18 protein-coding genes are annotated in these 20,054 nt (G+C 72.2%); 10 read left to right on the top strand and 8 right to left on the bottom strand.

Annotation, left to right across the window (positions count from 1 at the left end):
• The first annotated feature begins 179 nt into the window (after window positions 1-179).
• The 7 genes from AB0D99_RS02820 (at window position 180) to AB0D99_RS02790 (ending at window position 8,752) form a co-directional block, all read left to right on the top strand.
• A complete protein-coding gene (locus AB0D99_RS02820; protein ID WP_362356157.1) occupies window positions 180-2,537 on the top strand; it encodes a molybdopterin cofactor-binding domain-containing protein in 2,358 nt (785 codons plus the stop codon).
• 14 nt (window positions 2,538-2,551) lie between these two features.
• Window positions 2,552-3,031 (top strand): (2Fe-2S)-binding protein, encoded by a 480-nt coding sequence (locus AB0D99_RS02815; RefSeq protein ID WP_362356155.1) that lies wholly within the window; start codon window positions 2,552-2,554, stop codon window positions 3,029-3,031.
• 208 nt (window positions 3,032-3,239) lie between these two features.
• The gene (locus tag AB0D99_RS02810; RefSeq protein WP_362356153.1) at window positions 3,240-4,517 is read left to right on the top strand and encodes a YncE family protein; all 1,278 of its coding nucleotides are present in this window, start codon (window positions 3,240-3,242) and stop codon (window positions 4,515-4,517) included.
• Between the two features lie 130 nt (window positions 4,518-4,647).
• A complete protein-coding gene (locus AB0D99_RS02805) occupies window positions 4,648-5,598 on the top strand; it encodes an alpha/beta hydrolase (RefSeq protein ID WP_362356151.1) in 951 nt (316 codons plus the stop codon).
• Window positions 5,591-6,757, top strand: coding sequence for an acyltransferase (locus AB0D99_RS02800; protein WP_362356149.1), 1,167 nt, complete (start codon window positions 5,591-5,593; stop codon window positions 6,755-6,757). The genes AB0D99_RS02805 and AB0D99_RS02800 overlap by 8 nt, the downstream gene beginning before the upstream one ends.
• Complete coding sequence (locus AB0D99_RS02795; protein WP_362356147.1) at window positions 6,750-8,078, top strand: sensor histidine kinase; 1,329 nt, start codon at window positions 6,750-6,752, stop codon at window positions 8,076-8,078. Before AB0D99_RS02800 ends, AB0D99_RS02795 begins: the two co-directional genes overlap by 8 nt.
• The gene (locus AB0D99_RS02790) at window positions 8,075-8,752 is read left to right on the top strand and encodes a response regulator transcription factor (protein WP_362356145.1); all 678 of its coding nucleotides are present in this window, start codon (window positions 8,075-8,077) and stop codon (window positions 8,750-8,752) included. Before AB0D99_RS02795 ends, AB0D99_RS02790 begins: the two co-directional genes overlap by 4 nt.
• A gap of 77 nt (window positions 8,753-8,829) precedes the next feature.
• Here the strand turns inward: AB0D99_RS02790 and AB0D99_RS02785 are convergent, their stop codons facing one another.
• From AB0D99_RS02785 to AB0D99_RS02750, 8 genes are all read right to left on the bottom strand, one after another.
• Window positions 8,830-9,651, bottom strand: a complete 822-nt coding sequence (locus AB0D99_RS02785) for a hypothetical protein (protein ID WP_362356143.1) — start codon at window positions 9,649-9,651, stop codon at window positions 8,830-8,832.
• Window positions 9,651-10,925, bottom strand: coding sequence for a VWA domain-containing protein (locus tag AB0D99_RS02780; protein ID WP_362356141.1), 1,275 nt, complete (start codon window positions 10,923-10,925; stop codon window positions 9,651-9,653). Before AB0D99_RS02780 ends, AB0D99_RS02785 begins: the two co-directional genes overlap by 1 nt.
• A 148-nt stretch (window positions 10,926-11,073) precedes the next feature.
• Window positions 11,074-12,291, bottom strand: coding sequence for an MFS transporter (locus AB0D99_RS02775; protein WP_362356139.1), 1,218 nt, complete (start codon window positions 12,289-12,291; stop codon window positions 11,074-11,076).
• Between the two features lie 186 nt (window positions 12,292-12,477).
• Window positions 12,478-13,146, bottom strand: coding sequence for a M15 family metallopeptidase (locus AB0D99_RS02770; protein ID WP_362356137.1), 669 nt, complete (start codon window positions 13,144-13,146; stop codon window positions 12,478-12,480).
• A gap of 71 nt (window positions 13,147-13,217) precedes the next feature.
• On the bottom strand, window positions 13,218-13,934 hold the full coding sequence (locus AB0D99_RS02765) for a flavodoxin family protein (RefSeq protein WP_362356135.1): 717 nt from the start codon (window positions 13,932-13,934) through the stop codon (window positions 13,218-13,220).
• 289 nt (window positions 13,935-14,223) lie between these two features.
• On the bottom strand, window positions 14,224-15,168 hold the full coding sequence (locus tag AB0D99_RS02760) for an endonuclease/exonuclease/phosphatase family protein (RefSeq protein ID WP_362356133.1): 945 nt from the start codon (window positions 15,166-15,168) through the stop codon (window positions 14,224-14,226).
• A gap of 69 nt (window positions 15,169-15,237) precedes the next feature.
• Complete coding sequence (locus AB0D99_RS02755) at window positions 15,238-16,407, bottom strand: YncE family protein (RefSeq protein ID WP_362356131.1); 1,170 nt, start codon at window positions 16,405-16,407, stop codon at window positions 15,238-15,240.
• Window positions 16,404-17,027 carry an ankyrin repeat domain-containing protein gene (locus AB0D99_RS02750; RefSeq protein WP_362356129.1) on the bottom strand — a complete coding sequence of 208 codons (624 nt, stop codon included), beginning with the start codon at window positions 17,025-17,027 and terminating at the stop codon, window positions 16,404-16,406. Before AB0D99_RS02750 ends, AB0D99_RS02755 begins: the two co-directional genes overlap by 4 nt.
• A 240-nt stretch (window positions 17,028-17,267) precedes the next feature.
• Here AB0D99_RS02750 and AB0D99_RS02745 point away from each other — a divergent pair, with 240 nt between their 5' ends.
• From AB0D99_RS02745 to AB0D99_RS02735, 3 genes are all read left to right on the top strand, one after another.
• Window positions 17,268-17,732, top strand: a complete 465-nt coding sequence (locus tag AB0D99_RS02745) for a hypothetical protein (protein ID WP_362356127.1) — start codon at window positions 17,268-17,270, stop codon at window positions 17,730-17,732.
• A gap of 136 nt (window positions 17,733-17,868) precedes the next feature.
• A complete protein-coding gene (locus AB0D99_RS02740; protein ID WP_362356125.1) occupies window positions 17,869-19,089 on the top strand; it encodes an RNA ligase in 1,221 nt (406 codons plus the stop codon).
• A 2-nt stretch (window positions 19,090-19,091) separates the two neighbouring features.
• A complete protein-coding gene (locus AB0D99_RS02735) occupies window positions 19,092-20,009 on the top strand; it encodes an AAA family ATPase (RefSeq protein ID WP_362356123.1) in 918 nt (305 codons plus the stop codon).
• Window positions 20,010-20,054 lie beyond the last annotated feature (45 nt).

The following is a 20,054-nucleotide window of genomic DNA, read 5'->3' as shown; positions in this document are numbered from 1 at the left end:
TGCGGCCAGGTGCCACGTGCGCTCACAACCCTCCGTACGGGGCGCGCTATTCCCGCCTCCGCCCGCCGTGTCGTGAGGGCTTGGAGCGCCCGGAGTGAAACCTGTGCCGTTCCGGGGCGCGCCCGGCGCGCGGTGCGCGATGATCCGTCGGACTTCGTCGTTCGTCGAGAGGGCAGCCGATGACAGCGCACGACCATGCGCAGCAGCACCCGGGGGAAGCGACCGCGTCGAGCGTTCCGGACCGGCGTCGGTTTCTCGGCTACGTCCTCGCGGCGCCGACCCTGACCGTCGCCGCCCAGCTCGGCGAGGCAGTCCTCGCGCCCGCCTCCGCGGCCGCCGCGACTCCCTCCCTGGTGCCGTCCCCGCCCGGCCCCTCCGAGATCTACGACCTCAACGACATGCTCACCCATGCCACCCTGCCCACCGCGAACCTGATCACCGTGAGGATCGACCAGGACGGCACGGCCTCCTTCGCCCTGCCGAGGGCCGAGGTCGGCCAGGGCATCACCACCTCCTCCGCGATGCTGCTCGCCGAGGAGCTGGACCTGCCGCTGGACAAGGTGCGGATCACTCTCGCGGACGCCCGCCCCGAGCTGCTCTTCAACCAGCTCACCGGCGGCTCCAACACCACCATCTCCACCTTCACCCCCATCCGGGTCGCCGCCGCCGTCGCCCGGGGCCGGCTGCTCCACGCCGCCGCGCTGGAGCTCGGAGAGCTGGTGGGCTCCCTGACGGCGAAGGCCGGGGCGATCGTCTCGTCGACGACCGGCAGGAGCCTCACCTACGGCGAACTCGCGGTGAAGGCCGCCGCCGTCACCGACACCGCGGTCGGCGTCGCGCTCAAGAGGCCCTCCGAGTTCAAGGTCATCGGCACCGCGCAGCGGCGGATCGACGCCCTGGAGGCCGTGACGGGACGCAAGCGGTTCGCCATGGACCTCCAGGTGCCGGACGCGCTGCCCACGATGGTCTGCCGACCGCCCACGATCAACGGCACGGTCCGCTCGGTGGAGAACCCGGACGAGGTCCGGTCCATGCCCGGCATCACCGACGTCGTACGGGTCTCCACCGGCGTCGCCGTCCGCGGCCGCACCTTCGGCCAGTGCATCGACGCCGTCCGCGCCCTGAGGGTCCAGTGGGGTCCCGGCAGCGCGGAGGGGGCCTCGGACGCGACGGTCCTGCGGAAGCTGCGCGCGGCCGAACTGCCTCTCGTCGTCCCGCCGTTGCCGCTCCTCACCAAGGCCGTCGACGCCCGCTTCACCTTCCACTTCGCCAGCAACAGCGCCCTGGAGACCAACTGCGCGATCGCCGACGTGCGGGCGGACTCGGCCGAGATCTGGGCGAGCCTGAAGTCGCCGATCGTCGCGCAGGAAGAGATCGCCCTCGCACTCGGTCTCCCGGTCACCGCCGTCACGGTCCATGTCACCGAAGGCGGCGGTTCGTTCGGGCGCAAGCTGTTCCACGACGCCGCCGGCGAGGCCGCGGAGATCTCCCGTGCCATGGGCAAGCCCGTGAAACTGATGTGGCACCGGACCGACGACTTCCGCCAGGGCCGTACGCATCCCCTGTCCACCTCCCGGGTCCGCGCCACGTACAGCCTCGGCGAGGTGCTGACGTACGAGCAGCGCCACACCTCCGTCGCCACGGACTTCGGTCACGGCCTCGGGGAGATCATCACCTCCGCGGCGGCCCGACTGCCCGTCGGCGACCTCACCTTCTCCGAGACGATCTTCCAGCTGACCCAGCAGAGCCCCTACCACTTCGGGGTCACCACCCAGCTGCTGAGCGAGACCGACAAGGGCTTCAACACCGGCTCCATGCGCAACATCTACTCGCCCAACGTCCGGTGCGCCCAGGAGCTGGTCGTGGACGAGCTGGCCCGCCGGATGGGCAGGGACGCCTACGAGTTCCGCCGCCGCCACGTCAAGGACGAGCGCGCGCGGGCCGTCCTCGACAAGGTCGCCGAGGTGGGGGAGTGGGGACGCGACCTGCCCGCCGGCGTGGCGCAGGGGATCGCGATCCACCCCGAGTACCACTCCGTGGTCGCCGTCCTCGCCGAGATCGACTGCCGTCCGGAGACCACCGGACGGACGATCGAGGACGCGTACACGGGTCCGCGCGTCACGAAGGTGGTCTGCGCCGTCGACGTCGGTCTCGCGGTCAATCCCCGGGGCCTCCAGGCGCAGATGATGGGCGGCATCATCGACGGCATCGCCGTCACCCTCACCTCGGGACTGCACCTGCGTGACGGGCACTTCCAGGAGGGGAGCTGGGACAACTACTTCTACACCCGGCAGTGGAACACCCCGCCCGAGCTCGAGATCGTGGTGATGCCGCCGACCTCGGACCGGCCCGGCGGAGCGGGCGAGCTGGCCGTCGCGGGAGCGATGGCCGCGGTCGCCTGTGCGTACGGCAGGGCCACCGGCACCATGCCGACGACCTTCCCGGTCAACCACGCCGAACCGCTCGGGTTCGAGCCGCTGCCCACCACTCCGCCGATCCCCGCCTCGCCGGTCGACGGCCTCGACCGCGCCTTCTAGGAGCAGGAGCCACCGTGCCGCAACACACCTTCATCCTCAACGGCAAGGCCGTCACGGCCGAGGTCGAGGACGACGTCCGGCTGCTGTGGGTGCTCCGGGACGTCCTGGGCGTCACCGGTCCCAAGTACGGCTGCGGGCTCGGCGTCTGCCAGGCATGCACCAGTCACATCAACGGCAAGGCGTTCAACCCTTGCTCGGTCCCGGTGAAGTCCATCGCCCCCACCGACGAGATCACCACCATCGAGGGCCTTCCCGCGACGGTGGGTCGGGAGCTCCATCCGATGCAGGAGGCATGGCTCGACCTCGATGTCGCCCAGTGCGGCTACTGCCAGCCCGGGCAGATCATGACCGCGGTGGCCAAGGTCCGCGCCGTCCGTGAGGCCGGACGGGAGATCGAGGAGGCCGACCTCGACGAGATCCGCAACATCTGCCGTTGCGGCACCTACAACCGGATTCGTGAGGCGATCGTGGCGGGAGCCCGACGGATGACCTGACGCCCCCGTACCCGGCGTGAGGGCGGCCGAGCGCTCGCGATCCTTCAGGGCCGGTGGCGTGCTCCTGCCGCGCGGGCGCGTGGGCACGGGATCTCCGGGACTTCTGCCGGACGACGTCTTGTCGTGGGCGCGACAACTCCTTACCGTCGGGTAAGTTGCCCCGACCGGCGGGGTGTTCGATGTCGCACGTCTCCCGGAAGGACCCTCCATGCCTGCTGCCCGGACGCGTGGCGCGCGCCGACTCCTGCTCGGCGCGCTCGCCGCCGCCCTCGCGCTCACCGTCACGGGGGGCGGCGCCGTCGTCGCCGCCCCCGCCACCGACTCCGCACGGCCTGCCGGGCTGCGCGAGGTGATGTTCGTGGGCAACAACTGGGACGGCACCGCCGACGTCATCGAGTCCACCGGCGACTTCGCGCGCATCGGCCGCATCAACGTCATCCCCGACCGTGAGGCCCGGATGTGGGAGATCGGGCTCAACCCGCTCAAGCTGGCCTTCTTCCTCGGTATCCGGCAAGGGCCCGGCGAGGGCCACGACCAGTTCGTCGACGACATGTACGCCACGCCCGACGGCTCCGCGATGGTGGTCTCCCGGCCGAGCTTCGCCGACGTCGTCTCGATAGACCTGCGCACGGGCCGCATCAACTGGCGCTTCCCCGTCTCCGGCTTCCGCTCCGACCACATGGCCGTCTCGCCCGACGGCACCCGCGTCGCCGTCTCCGCCTCCACCTCCAACACCGTGCACGTGCTCGACATCACGACGGGCCGGCAGGTCGGCTCCTTCGCCACCGGCGACAAGCCGCACGAGAACGTCTTCTCGGCCGACGGCCGGTACCTGTGGAACATGGCCATCGGCGAGGTCACCACCGCTCTCGACGATCCGTTCTGGGACTGGACCAAGGGCGACCGACGCATCACGGTCGTCGACGCCCGCACCTTCGAGCGGGTACGCGTCATCGACATGCGCGCCCGGCTCGACGCCTTCGGCCGCAAGGACCTCTCCGACGCCGTGCGCCCCGTCGCGTTCACCCCCGACGAGTCGAAGCTCTACTTCCAGGTCTCGTTCTTCCACGGCTTCCTCGAGTACGACGTGGCCGGTGACCGGATCACCCGCGTCAAGACGCTCCCCGCGAACCCGGCGACCGACCCGGACCGCACCACCTGGGTCAACGACTCCCGCCACCACGGAATGTCCATGAGCCCCGACGGCAAGCGGCTGTGCGTCGCGGCGACGATGGACGACTACGCCACGGTCGTGGACCGCGAGACCCTGACGGAGGGGCCGCTGGTGGAGGCGTCCAAGCCGTACTGGGCGACGGTCAGCGGCGACGGCCGCTCCTGCGTCATCTCGGAGAGCGGCACGGACCGTGTGACGGCGATCGACTTCGCCACCGGCCGCCGCGTCGCCTCGGTGGCCGTCGGCGACCACCCGCAGCGGGTGCGCCTCGCGCACGTGCCCGCCGACTGGACCGGCCCGGCCGCCCGCTGAAAGGCCCCCTACCCGTAGTACTTCAGAGCTACCCGCCGACTGCCCCCTCCGGCGGGACGCCGACCACACGGCGTGATCCCTACGTTCGGAACCGGAACGAAACACTCGCCCGGTACGGAAGGACCACACCATGGCGTCCCGCCAGCGCAGCCGTCTGCGCCGCACGCTGCTCGCCGCACTCGTCACCGCCTCGGTGGCGGTGCCGACGGCGGGCGCCGCCCGCCCCGCCGCCGTCCCGGCACCCGCACCGGCCGAACTCGGCCCCCTCACCCGGGTCACGGCCACCGACCTCGACGCGCGGTACGCCGCCAACCGGGACGCCGTCCGCGCCGCCGAACGGACCGCCGCCGACTACGGGGACCGGAAGAGGGCCGCCGCCCTGCACGCCATGGCCGCCCCGGACCGCCGCTTCCTCTCCTTCGACGGCCGCGACGGCGGCCGCAGCGTCGAGGTCGTCGGCGACCTCGCCCGCGCCGAACACCTCGCGGTCCTCGTCCCCGGCTCCGACACCGCGCTCGGCAGCGAACGCTTCCGGGACGGCGCCGTCGCACTCCAGCGCCGGACCGGCGAACGCGCCGCCGTCCTCGGCTGGCTCGGCTACCCGACCCCCGCCACCGCGAGCGCGGCCGCGATCACCTCCGTTCGCGCCGAGCAGGCCGCTCCCGTACTGCGGGACTTCGTCGAGGAGTTGAGGGCCGCCAAGCCCACCGCGCGCATCACCCTCCTCTGCCACTCCTACGGCTCCGTCGTCTGCGCCAAGGCGGCGCCCGGCCTCCCCGTCTCCGGAATCGTCCTCTACGGAAGCCCGGGGACCGGCGCCGACAGCGCGGCGGACCTGCGGAGCACGGCCACGGTCTGGGCCGGGCGCGGCCGTTCCGACTGGATCGCCCACGTGCCCCACCTCCGGGTGCCCCTTCCCTCGGGGGAGCTGGGGTTCGGCACGGACCCCCTCGCGCCGGAGTTCGGTGCCCGGGTCTTCGACGCCGGCGACGGCGGACACAGTGACTACCTCGTCCCCGGATCCGTACCGCTGAAGCGGCTCGCCGACATCGTGGTGGGACAGGACCCCGCCGATGCGTGAACTCGTCCGCCGCGTCGAGGCCGCCACCCCACCGGCCCGCGACCGCGCGCTCGACGCGCTGCGCGGTCTCGCCATCCTCGGAGTGGTCCTCGGCCACTGGCTCGTGACCGCCCTGGTCGCCGACAGCGGCACCGTCCGCGTCGCCAGCCCCCTGCAGGACCTGCCCGAATTCACCCCGGTCTCCTGGGTGTTCCAGACCCTGGCCGTCTTCTTCCTGGTGGGCGGGAAGGTCGCCGCGAGCAGCCATCAGGCGTCCCGCGCCCGACGGGAGAGCTACCGCCAGTGGCTCACGGCGCGGCTGGGCCGGCTCTTCCGGCCCGTCGCCGCCGTACTCGCGCTGTGGAGCGTCGCGGCACTCGCCATGCTCGCCACCGGGGTGCCCTGGCCCACCGTGTACGCCCTCGGCAAACTCGTCCTCTCCCCGCTGTGGTTCCTGCTCGTCTTCGCCGCGCTCACCGCCGCGACCCCGCTCGTCACCCGGGTCCATCCGCTCTGGCCGCTCGCCGTCGTCCTGCACGTCGACGTGATCCGCTTCGCCCTCGACGGACCGGCCTGGCTCGGCTGGACGAACGTGGCCGCAGGCTGGCTCGTGCCGTACTGCCTGGGCACCGCCTGGTCCCGGCGCGGGCGGGAGGACCGGACGACCGGCTGGGCCCTGCTGCTGGGCGGCGCCGCCACGACGACCGCCCTCGTCCTGTACGCGGGCTACCCCGGCTCCATGGTCGGCGTGCCCGGCGCGCCGGTCTCGAACCTCAACCCGCCCACCCTCGCCGCCGTCACCTTCGGGCTCGCCCAGTGCGGCGGTGCGCTGCTGCTGCTCGGCCCCTTGCGACGGACCCTGCGCCGGCCCGCCGTCTGGGCCGCGGTGGCGCTGCTCAACCTCGGCGCGATGACCGTCTTCCTCTGGCACCAGACCGCGATGATCGCCGTCACCGCCACCGGGCTGATGGCCGGCGAACTCCTCGGCCACGGACCGCTCGTCGGCCTGCACAGCGTGCCCGACGGGTACGGCTGGGTCCTGGCCCGTCTCGCCTGGCTGCCGCTCTTCGCGCTCGCGCTGCTGGTCTGCGTCGCCGCCTTCCGTACCCACGAACGGGGCGGCCGTCACGCCGCCCGCGAGAGCCGACCCGAGGCGAGGGGGGAGATCCGACGTGCCTAGGCTGGACCAGGCGGACAAGGGGGAGCACGTGGGGGACGATCATGGGCGGTCGCTGATCGGCGCCGTCGGGCGGGTCCCGCGCGCTCTGCGCGAGGACCTCTGGACGATGGCGCGTGACCCGCTGCCCCGCCAGGGGTGGTTCGGCTGGCTGCCGCACGGACATCTCGTGCTGCTCGCCGTCGTCGCCGGTCTGGGCAGGATGGCCGAGTACAGCAGCGCGATGCCCGTCCTCACGGGGCCCGTGCAACTCCTCGTCGTCCTCCAGTCCGCGGCTCTGGTCCTCGCCCTGAGCCGTCCCGTGCCTGCCTGGTGGCTCTCGACGGCCACGCTCTTCCTCACCGCGGTCGTCGGCGACTCGACCGTCGGACCCGATCTGCTGTGGCCCTGGAGCGTCTGGGGCATCGTCGCCCACACCTTCGTCGTGCTGCTCCTCGCCCTACGGGTCCCGCTGCGGGTCACGGTCCTCACCCTCGTGATCACCACCCTGTCCGGAGTGGTCAACACCGTGATGTCCACGAGCTTCCCCCACAACGAGGACCTCGGCAGCGGCGCCATCGCGTTCGCGACCGCGGCGGTCGTGGGGGCCTCGCTGCGGATGAGCCGGGTGGCGCGGACACAGCTCGTCGCCCAGGAGGTCATCACCGCCGAGGAACGGTCCCGACGCACCCTGCTGGAGGAGCGCGGCCGGATCGCCCGCGAGCTGCACGACGTCGTCGCCCACCACATGTCGGTCATCTCCATCCAGGCCCAGGTCGCCCCCCACCTGGTGGAGAACCCCTCTGACGAACTGCGGGAGAACCTCGCCGGCATCCGGCAGAACGCCGTCGAGGCACTGACCGAACTACGCCGTGTCCTGGGCGTCCTGCGCGCGGAGGAGCAGGCCGCCGACGGCATGCGGCACGCGCCCCAACCCACCCTGGACCGCCTCGACGAGCTCCTCGACAACGTCCGCGCCGCCGGTCTCGGCGTCGAAGCGGAGACCATGGGAGAGCGCCGCCCGCTCTCTCCCGGCGTCGAACTCTCCGCGTACCGCATCGTCCAGGAGGCGTTGAGCAACGCCATGCGGCACGCGCCGGGGGCGCGGGTGCGGGTGGAGACCGGATATCACGCGGCCGGGCTCACGCTGCGCATCACCAACTCCGCGCCGACCCGCCGCACCGGTCCCGCCGCCGCTCCGCTCGCGGGACCGGGGCACGGGCTGCTCGGGATGCGCGAGCGCACCGCCATGCTGGGCGGTGAACTGACGACCGGACCGACCCCGGACGGCGGCTTCGAAGTGACCGCCACCCTTCCCATCGAGCCCTGCGAGGACAGCACATGACGAGCGGTACGACCCGGGTCCTCATCGTGGACGACCAGATGATGGTCCGGCAGGGCTTCACCGTGCTGCTCGACGCGGAGCCCGGCATCGAGGTCGTCGGGCAGGCCGTGGACGGCGAGGACGCCGTGGCCAAGGTCGCCGAACTCGTCCCCGACGTGGTCCTGATGGACATCCGGATGTCCGGCATCGGCGGAATCGAGGCCACCCGGCTCATCACCGGCACGCGCGACACCACCGTGAAGGTGCTCGTGCTGACCACCTTCGACCTCGACGAGTACGTCTACGAGGCCCTGCGCGCCGGAGCCTCCGGATTCCTCCTCAAGGACGCGTCTGCCGACGAACTCGCCCAAGCGGTACGGGTGGTGGCGGGCGGCGACGCGCTCCTCGCGCCCAATGTCACCAAGCGGCTGATCGCCGAGTTCTCCCGGTTGAGCGCCGGACCACGAGCCCCGCGCGTGGACCGCGTCGGCGATCTGACGGAACGCGAGACCGAGGTCCTGAGTCTGATCGCGCACGGGCTCTCCAACGCCGAGATAGCCGCACGGCTGGTCGTCGCCGAGCAGACCGTCAAGACCCATGTGAGCCGCATCCTGATCAAGCTCGGACTGCGCGACCGGACCCAGGCGGCGGTGTACGCGTACGACACCGGCCTGGTCCGCCCGGCCGGAGGCTGAACCGGGGGCGAGACCTCCGGAAGGGGGAGCGGCCACGACCGCCTGGGTCGGTCGCGGCCGCTCGTGGGGTCCGGTCGTCAGACGGCCGGCGGCACCCGGGACGGGCGGCCGGAGCCGCGGGTCAGGGTGTAGCCCCCGATGCCCGCGAGGGCGCCCAGGACTCCGCCGACGGCGGTCCAGACCCAGCGGTCGGACCACCAGCCCGAGGACCAGCCGTCCTCGGGAGCGCGCGCCTCGACCGCCGACGGCGCGTCGTCCGAGGCCGCGTCCCGCGTCGTCGCGCCCGGCACGAGCGGGGCGGCGAGCGTGCCGTCACCCGCGTACGCACCGCCCGTCTCGGCGGAGACCGCACCCACCCGGGCGGTGAACGGCTGCCCGAGGTCGTCCTCCGGGATGCCGGTGACCGTCAGCCGGACGTAGTAGCTGCCGGGCAGCGGGTCGTCGTCCCAGGTGTCGGCCGAGGGACGGACCGGACGCAGGGTGCAGGACAGCTCCACGGAGCCGGCGTCCTTCCCCACGGCCCGGGACTGCATCCCGTACATGCAGGGCTGCCGGCGGCGCAGTCCGTCGTAGACGTCGATCCGCCAGGTCGAGGCACCGTGCCGGACGGCGGCGTCGGGGAGGGTGACGGAGGCGGTCACGGTGGGCCGCTGCCCGGTGTCCGCCGGGAACACCCAGTAGAGGTAGTCACCCGTGGACGCCTCGGCCGTGGCCTGCTGGCCCTGCCGGAACGCGGCGGCGGTCCGGAAGGTGGTGCCCGCCTCGGTCGGTCCGGCCTCCGCGGCCGCGCTCGCGCTGCCGCTCGGGGACGGGGTGTCCGCGAGGGCGGGCACGACGGCGGGGCCGAGGAGCGCGGCGCCCGCGAGGAGGACGGTGGTCAGCGTGCGTACGGTACGCATCAGTTGGTCCTCCAGACGGCGACGCGCCAGCGGGACAGCCAGCCCCACAGCAGGCCGCCCACGAAGCCGGCCAGTACGAGCACGCCGAGCAGCCACCAGCCACGGCCGAGGCCGAAGGCCGCCACGTCGGACGCCTGGTCCGGCGCGTCGACCAGGTCGACGGTCAGCTCGATCGGCATGCCGGGGGTGGTCTTCACCGACGGCGGCGCCGAGAAGGAGTTGCTGACCTGGAGGCAGATGGTCTCGGCCGCGGGCTTGTCGTCCGCGTCCACGTCGTCGCGCGGCGGCTTGGGGTAGCGCAGACCCGTGGAGATGACGTCCGTGCGTCCGTCGCCCGCCTCCGAGCCCCGCACGACCTCGCGGCCGTGCACGGTCACCGCGCGCAGCAGGACGCCGTAGTCGTCGTTGACGGCGCGGTCGGCGGCCACGCTCACCGAGGCGCGCAGCTCCTGCCCGGGCAGCACGTCCACCCGGTACCAGCGGTGGCGCCCGAAGACCTGACGGTCGGTGAAGAGCCCGGCCTTGAGCTGCGGAGCGTCCGCGCAGCGCTCGGCACCCTCGGTCGCCACCGGGGTGACCACCGGGTCAGCCGCGCGGTCGACCAGCTGGCGGACCCGCTTGGAGAGTTCCTCGGTGTGCCGGACCGAGGTGTACGTGCCGCCGGTCGCCTCGGCGATGCAGGTCAGCTGCTGCCGGATCTTGGCGTTCGGCACGAGACCGAGGGTGTCGATGGTCAGATGGATCCCCTTGGCGGCGATGTCGCGCGCCACCTCGCAGGGGTCGAGCGGGGCGCAGGTGTCCTCGCCGTCCGTGATGAGCACGATCCGGCGGGTGGCGTCACCGCCCTTGAGGTCCTCGGCCGCCCCGAGCAGGGCCGGGCCGATCGGGGTCCAGCCGGTGGGGGCCAGCGTGGCCACCGCCGTCTTCGCCTCGGTCCGGTCGAGGGGGCCGACCGGATAGAGCTGCCTGGTGTCCTCGCAGCCCTTCTTCCGGTCCGGTCCCGGGTAGTTGGCGCCGAGGGTGCGTATGCCGAGCTGCACCTCCTCGGGCACCGCGTCGAGCACCTCGTTGAAGGCCTGCTTGGCGGCGGCCATCCGGGACTGGCCGTCGATGTCGCGGGCCCGCATCGAGCCGCTGACGTCGAGGACCAGCTCGACCTTGGGGGGTTCCTTCGCCGCCGGTTCGTCGGCGGCGGCGCCGGTCGGGACGAGCCCGACGGCCAGGGCGGCGAGCAGCGCGCAGGCCCCGGTCGCCAGCCGTTTTCTCGTGATCATCTGCCGGATCGTAGGGATGATCGTCCGACAATCCAAAACGACGCCGTGCGCGGACTCCTGAAGGGGCGTCCGCAGCGGCAGCGCCCCGCGGGCGGCGGCTCACCCCCTGTCCTCGGTCCCTACGGGGTTCGGCCCCGGTCACGGTGAGCTAGGAGGGCTTCGGCCACGTGAACCTCCCCGCCCAGTGGGCCCAGGCCACGAGGACCGTCAGGACGGCCGTCAGTCCGCCCAGCACCATCACGGTCGAGGGCGAGGAACGGTCGAGGACGGCCCCTCCCATCAGGGCTCCGACGGAGAGGGTTGCCTGGAAGGAGGCGGTGAAGAGGACAGAGGACGCCTCGGGGCGGTCGGGGGCGGCCTGGGAGAACCACGTCTGGGAGCAGACCGGGACGGCACCGTAGGCGACGCCCCAGACGACCAGCAGTGCCACCGCGCCGGCCTCCGACTGTCCCAGGACGGGCAGGAGCAGGGTCGCGGCCGCGATCAGGGCCGCCGCTGCGGCGAAGGTGGACCGCGGATGGCGACCCACCGTGGAGCCGCCGAGGAAGTTGCCGGCGATACCGGCCGCACCGTAGACGAGCAGGTAGATCGTGATGGGACCCGAACCGACGTGGGTCACCTGCTCCAGGAAGGGAGCGACATAGGTGTACGTGCCGAAGTGGGCGAGCACGACGAGGAAGGTCATGACCAGGGCGAAGCGGGCGTTGACGCTTCGGAGCGTGCCGCCGAGGACATCGAGGCGCGTCGCCCGGTCGGAGGGGAGGGGCGGAACGACCACGAGGAGCACCACGAGGACGGCCAGCGTGAAGCCGCCCATGGCGAGGAACGCCGTCCGCCAGCCCGCGATGTCGCCGATGAACGTGCCCAGCGGTACTCCGAGTACGGAGCCGAGCGGCACGGCGGAGAAGATCACCGCGGTCGCGCGGCCCACGGACTTCGCGGGAACCAGCTGACCGGCCAGACCCGCCCCGATGGACCAGAAGCCGCCGATGGTGACGCCCACCATGACGCGGGAGATCAGGACCAGCCAGTAGCTCGACGCGGCGGCGGCGAGGAAGTTGGCCAGCGACAGCAGAAGGATGAACACGCCCAGCATGACCCGCCGGTCGACGCCCCGTGTGGCCACCGTGACCACAGGGGCCGAGACCGCGGCGAGGAACCCCGGCATGGTCATCATGAGGCCGGCCATTCCGTCCGAAACGGTGAAACTCGATCCGATCGACGTGAGCAGGCCGATCGGAAGAATCTCGGTCGTGACGATGGAGAAGATCCCCAGCATGACGGACATGACGGCCAGCCAGGAGACGAGGGGCGAGCGGTCCGGCGACGAGGGAGATGTGACGGAAGGGGCGGTTGCTGTGGACATCGAATCCCGTCCTGAGGTGGGCATCACATGGCGGGTGTGATCTCCAGTCCAGCAGGAACGGGCATCATCTTCTGGCAGGTTCCCGACACCAACCTCCCCGTGCGGACGAGAGTGGCCAGGGTGCGCAGGCCGCGGCGAGAAGGGCGTCCGCCGGGGTGGACGCCCCCGCTGTGGCCGCGTGGTGGGTCAGTCCGACAGAGCCGGGCCAAGCTCCTTCGGGCCGTAGCACGCGGTGGACTTACCGGTGACCAGAGCCCAGTAGCGGTCACCGAAGGACCAGTGCCACCACTCCGTGGGGTAGTTCACCAGGCCCGCGGCGGTGAGCGCGGCGCCCAGCAACCGACGGTTGGCATGGGCTTCCTCGCTGATGTCGGCGGCGTGGGTGTAGCAGGCGCCCGCGCTCTCTTCCGGGTCCGCGTTCATCCGTGTGCCCAGGTCCAACTCGCGCCCATCGGCGTCGGCCAGGGTGAGATCGACGGCCGCGCCGGCACTGTGCGGAGCGATGTCGGGCGGTGAGACATAGCGGCTTGCCGCCGAGTGGATTCGCTCGTCGGACCATTCGGGCTGAGCGGCCCGCAGCCGGCTCGCGTACTCCTCGAAGTACTCCCGTTGCAGTGAGGGAGGCCGGTACCCCTCGACGAACAGCAGTCGTAGGCCCCGCGGGAGCGTTGCCTGAGCCGTGAGCAGCCGCTCCAGCACACCTTCCCGCAGGTACGCGAAGGCATCGGCAGGGTCCTGCTTGCGTGTATCGACCAGCAAGGAGCCGATACGGCGGACATCTACGAGAGGCTCACCGCACTCCGCAACGGGTATCGCGGCGACCTTGGGATCCGACATCAAGACGATCTCACTCATGAGGTGATCATCCCGCAGCGCTCACCCGGCGAACCTGTGTCCCACCGGACCTCCGATGGTCCCGCCCGAGCTCAACGGTGCTCGGGGTTCTCGAAGTCGAACCGGCAGCCGGCGTCCCACTCGGAGCGCTGGTTTCCGTGGGCGGGGATGCCGCCGGTGTCCTTGAGCAGCCTCGCCAGGTGGAGCTGGTTCCAGGTCATGAAGGTCGTGTTGCGGTTCGTGAAGTCGTTCTCCGGGCCGCCCGAACCGGGGTCGAGGTAGGACGGCCCCGGGCCGGCCGGGCCGACCCAGCCCGCGTCGGCCTGCGGCGGGATCACGTATCCGAGGTGCTGGAGGCTGTAGAGGACGTTCATCGCGCAGTGCTTGGCGCCGTCCTCGTTACCGGTGATCAGACAGCCGCCCACGCGACCGTAGTACGCGTACTGGCCACGCTCGTTGAGGATCGACGAGCAGGCGTACAGACGCTCGATCACCTTCTTCATGACCGAGGAGTTGTCTCCCAGCCACACAGGCCCCGCCAGGGTCAGGATGTCGGCGGCCATCACCTGCGAGTAGATGACCGGCCACTGGTCCGTCTCCCACCCGTGCTCCGTCATGTCCGGCCAGACACCTGTCGCGATGTCGAGGTCCACTGCCCTGAGTACCTCGACCTGGACGCCCTGGCGCTCCATGATGCCGGTGCTGATGTCGATCAGCCCCTGAGTGTGGCTGCGCTCCGGCGACCGCTTGAGCGTGCAGTTGATCACCAGCGCGCGGAGATCACGGTAGGACGTGTCGGTGTCGGTCATCGATGCGTCCCCTTGCGGACGAGTGGGTGGTCGGGCGGCGCGACACCCGGCCGCCGACGTCGAGGGGGCCCCGGGTCGGTCCGGCCGAAGATCCCGTCCACTGTCTCGCCTCGTCGGGCGGAACGATCGAATGCCGCGCCAACGGTCACGCGGTCGGCCGTCCGATCACCCGCATGGCCCGCACCGATGACGGCGCGACACCTCCGTCGGCCACGACGCCCCCCGCCCGACCGGATGACGGGCGGGCGCCGCCCTCGCCGTCTCCCGCCCGGTCGGCGCACGCCCCGCGTCAGAACCGCACCCGCGCCGCCACCGGCAGGTGGTCGCTGCCGGTGGCGGGGAGCGTCCAGGTCGTGGTGACCTCGCCGCCCCGGGCCAGCACGTGGTCGATCCGCGCGAGGGGCACGTCGGCGGGCCAGCTGAAGGCGAACTCGCCCCGGCTGCCGCGCACCTGGTCCATGACCGGACCGAGCCCCCGGTCCGCGGCGGTGCCGTTGAGGTCGCCGAGGACCAGCACCGCGGCGGCCCGCTCCGAGGAGAGGGCGACGCCGAGGCGCCTCGCGCTCTCGTCGCGCCAGGCCGTGGCGTACCCCTCGGAGGCCCGGAGTCTGACGGACGGCAGGTGGGCCACGTACGTCGCCACCTTCCCGCGCGGGCCGTTCACGACGGCGCGGAGCCCCCGGTCCCAGCCGTCGCCGACCGCGCGCGGTCGGATGTCGACCCGGGCGACGTCCGTCAGCGGGTATGTGGACCACAGCCCGACGGTGCCCACCGTGGCGTGATGCGGATGCGTCCGGCCGAGGGCGATCCGGTACGCGGGGAGGGTCGACTCCGTCAGCTCCTCGAGCGCGACGACGTCGGGGTCCGCGCCGAGGAGGATCCTCGCGACGCGGGACGGGCTGGTGTTCTCGTCGCTCACGTTGTGCTGGACCACGGTCATGTCCCCGGCGTCCCGGGCGCCGGGCTCGGGGGCCGGCGGCAGAGCCGTCCGGAACACGGCCAGCCAGACGGCGGCGACCGCCAGGGACGCCGCCGCCGCGACGACCGAGCGGCGGACGGCGGCCACGACCAGTCCGGCCGGCACGGCCAGGCCCAGCCACGGCAGAAAGGTCTCCACCAGGCTCATCACGTTCCCCGGCAGGCGGGGCACGGCGGAGGCGAAGAGCAGCAGCGCGGCGACGACCGCCAGCACCGCCGCGGTGACCAGCCCCCGCGTCCTTCTGATCGCTGCCATGGAATGCCTCCCGGGGTGAGGACGTGGCCGGGACGGAACCAGTTCCCGCACCGGGAGCATTCTCGGTGGTCAGGGGCTGGTGGTCGGCCCCTCCGTCCGCAGGACCGCGATGCCGAGCGGGCGCTCGCCGACGGCCAGGCGCCGGGTGTCGCCGGTCGCCAGATCGACCACCGAGATGCCGTTCCAGTACCCGTCCCGGGTGAAGCCGCCCGTGACGTACGCGGTGCGGCCGTCTTCCGACACGGTGACGTCCTCGTGCGGCCCCTGGAGCGGATGGACCGTCTCGGTGCCGTCGGGCGCGCGGACGGTGAGTGAGGGGCCCTCGTCCTCGTCGGGGTCGATGGGGCCCGTGCCGACGACGAGGAGGGTTCCGTCGGGGGTGATCGTGGCACCGTGCTGGTGGGTGTCGGCGGTCATCGGCTCGATCTCGGTGCGTCCGGTCCGTGGATCGACGACCGCGAGCCGCTCGCCCTCGAAGGGGAGCAGCAGCCTGCCGTCGGAGGGCCGGACGGCGGTGTAGTGCGGCTTGAGCCAGGAGCCGAGACCGCCTTCGGTGCCGTACGGGGCCACCTCGACGCGGCGTGGGGCGAGGGTGTCCGCCCGGACGACCGTCACGTCGAACGAGTCGTGGTTCGTCGCGTACACCTCGGAACCGTCCCGCGAGACATCGACGTCGAAGGGCCGCCGTCCGACGGAGACGGTGTCGGTGACCTCGCGGCTCGCGGTGTCGATGACTTCCAGAGTGCCGTTCCCGCCGGGGACGTTGACGCCGACGTAGACCCGCCTGCCGTCGGGGGAGAGGGCGATGCCCATGCCGCCGCCCCGGTACTCACCGGTGGTGACGGGTCCGGTGTCGGTCTCGTACGGGACGAGGGCGAGCCGTTCGCGGGTACGGGTGTCGACGACGGCGACGCCTTCCGCGGTGGCCACCCAGGCGCGCCCGTCCGCGCCGACGACCAGGCCGTACGGCGCGGTCCCCACCTCGACCGAGCCGAGCGCGCCGCGCTCCGGGTCGACGAAGGTGACGGTGTCGGAGCCGAAGTCGGCGACGAGGAGGGTGCCGTCGGGCGTGGGCGTGGGCGCCGCCCCGGGGGGCGTGGACGGGGACGGGGCGGTGGCCGAGGAGCCGCGGGCCGGGACGTCGGCGCCCTGGCTCGGCGCGCAGCCGGCGAGCAGGGCCGCGACCGCGGCGGCGGGTACGAGGACGCGTGCCGCGCGTCCCCGCCGCAGGGGGCTCATCGGGCGGCCTTCCGTCCGGCGCGCGCCGACGCGGCTTCGAGCAGCCCGGTGATGCCGGCGAAGCCGCGCCGTCGCGCGTGTGCGAGCGGAGTCGTACCGTCGTGGTCCGCGAGCAGGGGGTCCGCGCCCGCGGTGATCAGCAGTTCGACGATCTCCTCGTGCCGACGGCCGCCGTCGCCGAGGATGACCGCCTCCAGGAGCGCGGTCCAGCCGAGCCGGTTGACGTGGTCGACGTCCATGTCGGTCTCGCGCAGGACGGCCCGGACATAGGCGACGTGGCCGCACTCCGCGGCGGGGATGAGCGAGGTGCCGCCGAAGCGGTTGGTGACCGTCAGGTCGGGGTTCGCGCGGAGCAGTACGCGCATCATCGACACGCTGCCGGTCACTCCGGTGACCAGCCACGGCGTGTCCGCGCGGCTGTCGGGCGCGTCCGGATCGGCGCCCGCCTCGACCAGCAGGGCGGCGACGTCCACCCCGTCGGCGCGCGCGGCCAGCAGCAAGGGGGTGCGACGCTCCGCGTCACGGCACTCGACGTCCGCTCCGGCACCGAGCGCGGCGGCGACCCCGGCGGCGTCCCCTCGGTGGGCGGCCGCGAGCAGCAGCCGGTCGTTCGGATCCATGGAGGTTCTCCTTCTCACGGCTGTCGGCAGCACGGACGTCGCCCCTTCCCGGCGGACGGCGGAGGCGGGCGGTCCGCTCTCCTCACCATCGTGCGTCCGGCGCCGCCCCGCGCCGGTCGACCCGGTGGATCTCCGTGGGGAACCGTCCGGTGGACGGAGGGGTCAACCGATCGGTTGACCCCTCACATGCGGCTAAAGTGATCATCTACGACCAACTCTGCTCCACTTTTTGGGGGATTCGTGCGTCTCAAGCACACTCTGGCCGGCGCCTGCGCGACGGCCGTGGCCGCTCTGATCGTGCCGCTCGCCGCCACGCCCGCCGCGGCCGCCGTCCCGACCACGGGCGACTCCGTGACGGCCGGCGACTTCTCCTTCTCCGGCAGCTTCGAGATCGGCTGGCGCGCGAACAAGCTGGACCCCGTCAAGATCACGCTCCGGGACCAGCGGACCGACGGCTACGCGGTCGGCGCGCGGCTGATCACCAACGGTGCCAACGGCAAGATCACCTGGCGGATGCGGACCATCCCGTCCGGCCAGGACACCGCCTCGTGGACCACCTACGCGGCTCCCGGCGGCTGGATCAGCTACGCCTACTTCGAGGTCTGCAAGGTCAGCGTGAGCAACGGCGCCGTCTCGTACTGCCACACCACGCGCGTGATGAACAACCCGATCTCGGACGAGGACAACGTCCCCTTCCCCGGCTGATCGCGACCGCTCGTACGAGCCGAACAGGAGGAGCGCCCGGCGGCCGGGCGCTCCTCCTCCCGCACCACCGGGAAAAGCACTGTCCGACCGGGTTCTTCGCAGGTGAGAATGGGTCATCACCGACCAGGAGGAACCCATGAGCCAGGCACACCTGACTCTCCAGGAGCTGCTTCCGCCGCAGGAGCTGACCGCGGCCATCGACGCCGGGCACGTCACCCGCAAGGCACACCCCGAGCTGCCGCTCTCGATCTACACGTACACCCGCGCCTGCCAGTACGAGCGGATCTGGAACCGGGTGACCACGCGCTGCCGCGGCCTTGTCGCCGACGACACCACCGGCGAGATCGTCGCGCTGCCCCTGCCCAAGTTCTTCAACGTCGGTGAGCACGAGACCGGTCAGCCCTACGCGCCCGCGCTGCCCGACGAGCCCTTCGACGTCTACGACAAGGTCGACGGCAGCCTCGCGGTGATCTTCCACTACGCGGACCGATGGCAGGTGGCCTCCAAGGGCTCCTTCATCAGCGCCCAGGCGACCTGGGCACAGCGCCGGCTCGACGCCCGGGACACCGCCGCGCTCACGCCCGGAGTCACCTACCTCGCCGAGATCCTCTACCCGCAGAACCGCATCGTCGTGGACTACGGCGACCGCCGGGACCTCGTGCTGCTCGCCGCCTTCCACCCGGACGGCACCGAGGTGCCCCTGGCCGAGGCCGCGACCGCGTGGACGGAGATCGGAACGGTCGTCAGGACCTGGCCCGCGATGACCCTCACCGAACTCGTCGCGCTCACCGAGTCGAACACCCTGCCCGGGGGCGACGCCGCCACCGGCACCGACGCCGAAGGCTTCGTCCTGCGGTACGCCTCGGGCGTGCGGGCGAAGGCGAAGCTGAGCGAGTACGTACGGCTCCACAAGGTCCTGACCGGTGTCACCGAGCGCGATATCTGGCGCAGCCACGGCATCCAGCGCTTCGCCGGAATGTCCGTCAAGCGGCTGGCGTCGGGCCTGGGATGCTCGGTCGCCGAACTCGGCGGGATCAGGGCCGACGGCGGGCGACCGCTCGACGCGCTGCTGGAACAGGTGCCGGACGAGTTCGACACCTGGGTGCGCGGGGTCATCGCCCGGCTCGAGGACGAGGCGGCGGCCCGCGAGCGGGCCATCGACGAGGCGTACGGGCAGGTCGCCCATCTGTCGGCGGACCGGGGTGCCTTCGCCCGGGCCGTCAAGGCACTGCCGGTCGCCCCCGAGATCCGCTCCGCGCTGTTCCTGCGCCTCGACGGACGACCGACCGACCTGGTCGTCTGGCGCTCCGTCAGGCCGGAGGCGGCCGACCCCTTCACCACCGACGAGGAGAACTGACCGTGCCCGTAGTCCACGTCATGACGGGACTCCCCGCCTCGGGGAAGACCACGGCCGCCCGACGGCTGCAGTCGGAGTCCGAGGGCCGGATGCGCCGCGTCAACCTCGACGACCTGCGCACGATGCTCGACATCCCGGCGCCGGAGCGCGGTCGTTCGCACGCGCACGAGCGGACGGTCCTCGCCATCCAGGACGCCGCGGTCCGCTCGGCCGTCGAGGGCGGCTTCGACGTGGTCGTCGACAACACGCATCTGACCCCGCACATCCCCAAGCGGCTCATGGCCGCCGTGACCGGCCTCGACGCCGGCTTCGTCGTCCACGACTTCACCGACGTGCCCGTGGACGAGTGCGTCCGACGCGACGCGGCCCGCGAGCGGTCCGTCGGCGAGGAGATCATCCGCATCCTCGCCGACAAGCACGCCAAGGCCACCCGCGGCGGCTGGCGGCTGACCGCCGAGTGGCTGGGCAGGCGGCCGTCGGCCGCGCCCTACGTCCCCGACCCGGCGCTGCCGTCCGCGGTGATGTGCGACATCGACGGAACGCTCGCGCTGCGGGGCGACCGGGGCCCGTACGACTTCTCGCGCTGCGACCTCGATCTGATCAACGTCTCGGTGCGGCAGGCCCTGCGTGCCTTCCGCCGCGCCGAGAACGACACGATCGTCCTGGTCTCCGGCCGCAGCGAGGACCACCGGCCGATGACCGAGGCATGGCTCGCGCGGCACGAAGTCCCGTACGACGAGCTGTGGATGAGGGCCTCGGACGACGGACGCGGCGACGACATCGTGAAGGCCGAACTCTTCGACGCGCACGTGCGCCACCGCTACGCGGTACGGGTCTCGCTCGACGACCGTGACCGCGTGGTCGCCCTCTGGCGCCACATGGGCCTGCCGACCTGGCAGGTCAACTACGGCAACTTCTAGGACCGTCCGGTCGGCTGACGTGATCGTGCCGCCCGGTCCGGCGCG

It is taken from the genome of Streptomyces sp. NPDC047971, from assembly GCF_040653355.1.
Taxonomy (GTDB): domain Bacteria; phylum Actinomycetota; class Actinomycetes; order Streptomycetales; family Streptomycetaceae; genus Streptomyces.
Note: the sequence above shows the minus strand (reverse complement) of the source record. Positions and strands in the feature narration are given on the sequence as shown.

Bases quoted from the DNA above. Each gene is read 5' to 3' on its own strand.
- AB0D99_RS02820 (WP_362356157.1), top strand. From the start codon at position 180: ATGACAGCGCACGACCATGCGCAGCAGCACCCGGGGGAAGCGACCGCG.
- AB0D99_RS02810 (WP_362356153.1), top strand. From the start codon at position 3,240: ATGCCTGCTGCCCGGACGCGTGGCGCGCGCCGACTCCTGCTCGGCGCG.
- AB0D99_RS02805 (WP_362356151.1), top strand. From the start codon at position 4,648: ATGGCGTCCCGCCAGCGCAGCCGTCTGCGCCGCACGCTGCTCGCCGCA.
- AB0D99_RS02800 (WP_362356149.1), top strand. From the start codon at position 5,591: ATGCGTGAACTCGTCCGCCGCGTCGAGGCCGCCACCCCACCGGCCCGC.
- AB0D99_RS02790 (WP_362356145.1), top strand. From the start codon at position 8,075: ATGACGAGCGGTACGACCCGGGTCCTCATCGTGGACGACCAGATGATG.
- AB0D99_RS02785 (WP_362356143.1), bottom strand. From the start codon at position 9,651: ATGCGTACCGTACGCACGCTGACCACCGTCCTCCTCGCGGGCGCCGCG.
- AB0D99_RS02780 (WP_362356141.1), bottom strand. From the start codon at position 10,925: ATGATCACGAGAAAACGGCTGGCGACCGGGGCCTGCGCGCTGCTCGCC.
- AB0D99_RS02775 (WP_362356139.1), bottom strand. From the start codon at position 12,291: ATGTCCACAGCAACCGCCCCTTCCGTCACATCTCCCTCGTCGCCGGAC.
- AB0D99_RS02770 (WP_362356137.1), bottom strand. From the start codon at position 13,146: ATGAGTGAGATCGTCTTGATGTCGGATCCCAAGGTCGCCGCGATACCC.
- AB0D99_RS02765 (WP_362356135.1), bottom strand. From the start codon at position 13,934: ATGACCGACACCGACACGTCCTACCGTGATCTCCGCGCGCTGGTGATC.
- AB0D99_RS02760 (WP_362356133.1), bottom strand. From the start codon at position 15,168: ATGGCAGCGATCAGAAGGACGCGGGGGCTGGTCACCGCGGCGGTGCTG.
- AB0D99_RS02755 (WP_362356131.1), bottom strand. From the start codon at position 16,407: ATGAGCCCCCTGCGGCGGGGACGCGCGGCACGCGTCCTCGTACCCGCC.
- AB0D99_RS02750 (WP_362356129.1), bottom strand. From the start codon at position 17,027: ATGGATCCGAACGACCGGCTGCTGCTCGCGGCCGCCCACCGAGGGGAC.
- AB0D99_RS02740 (WP_362356125.1), top strand. From the start codon at position 17,869: ATGAGCCAGGCACACCTGACTCTCCAGGAGCTGCTTCCGCCGCAGGAG.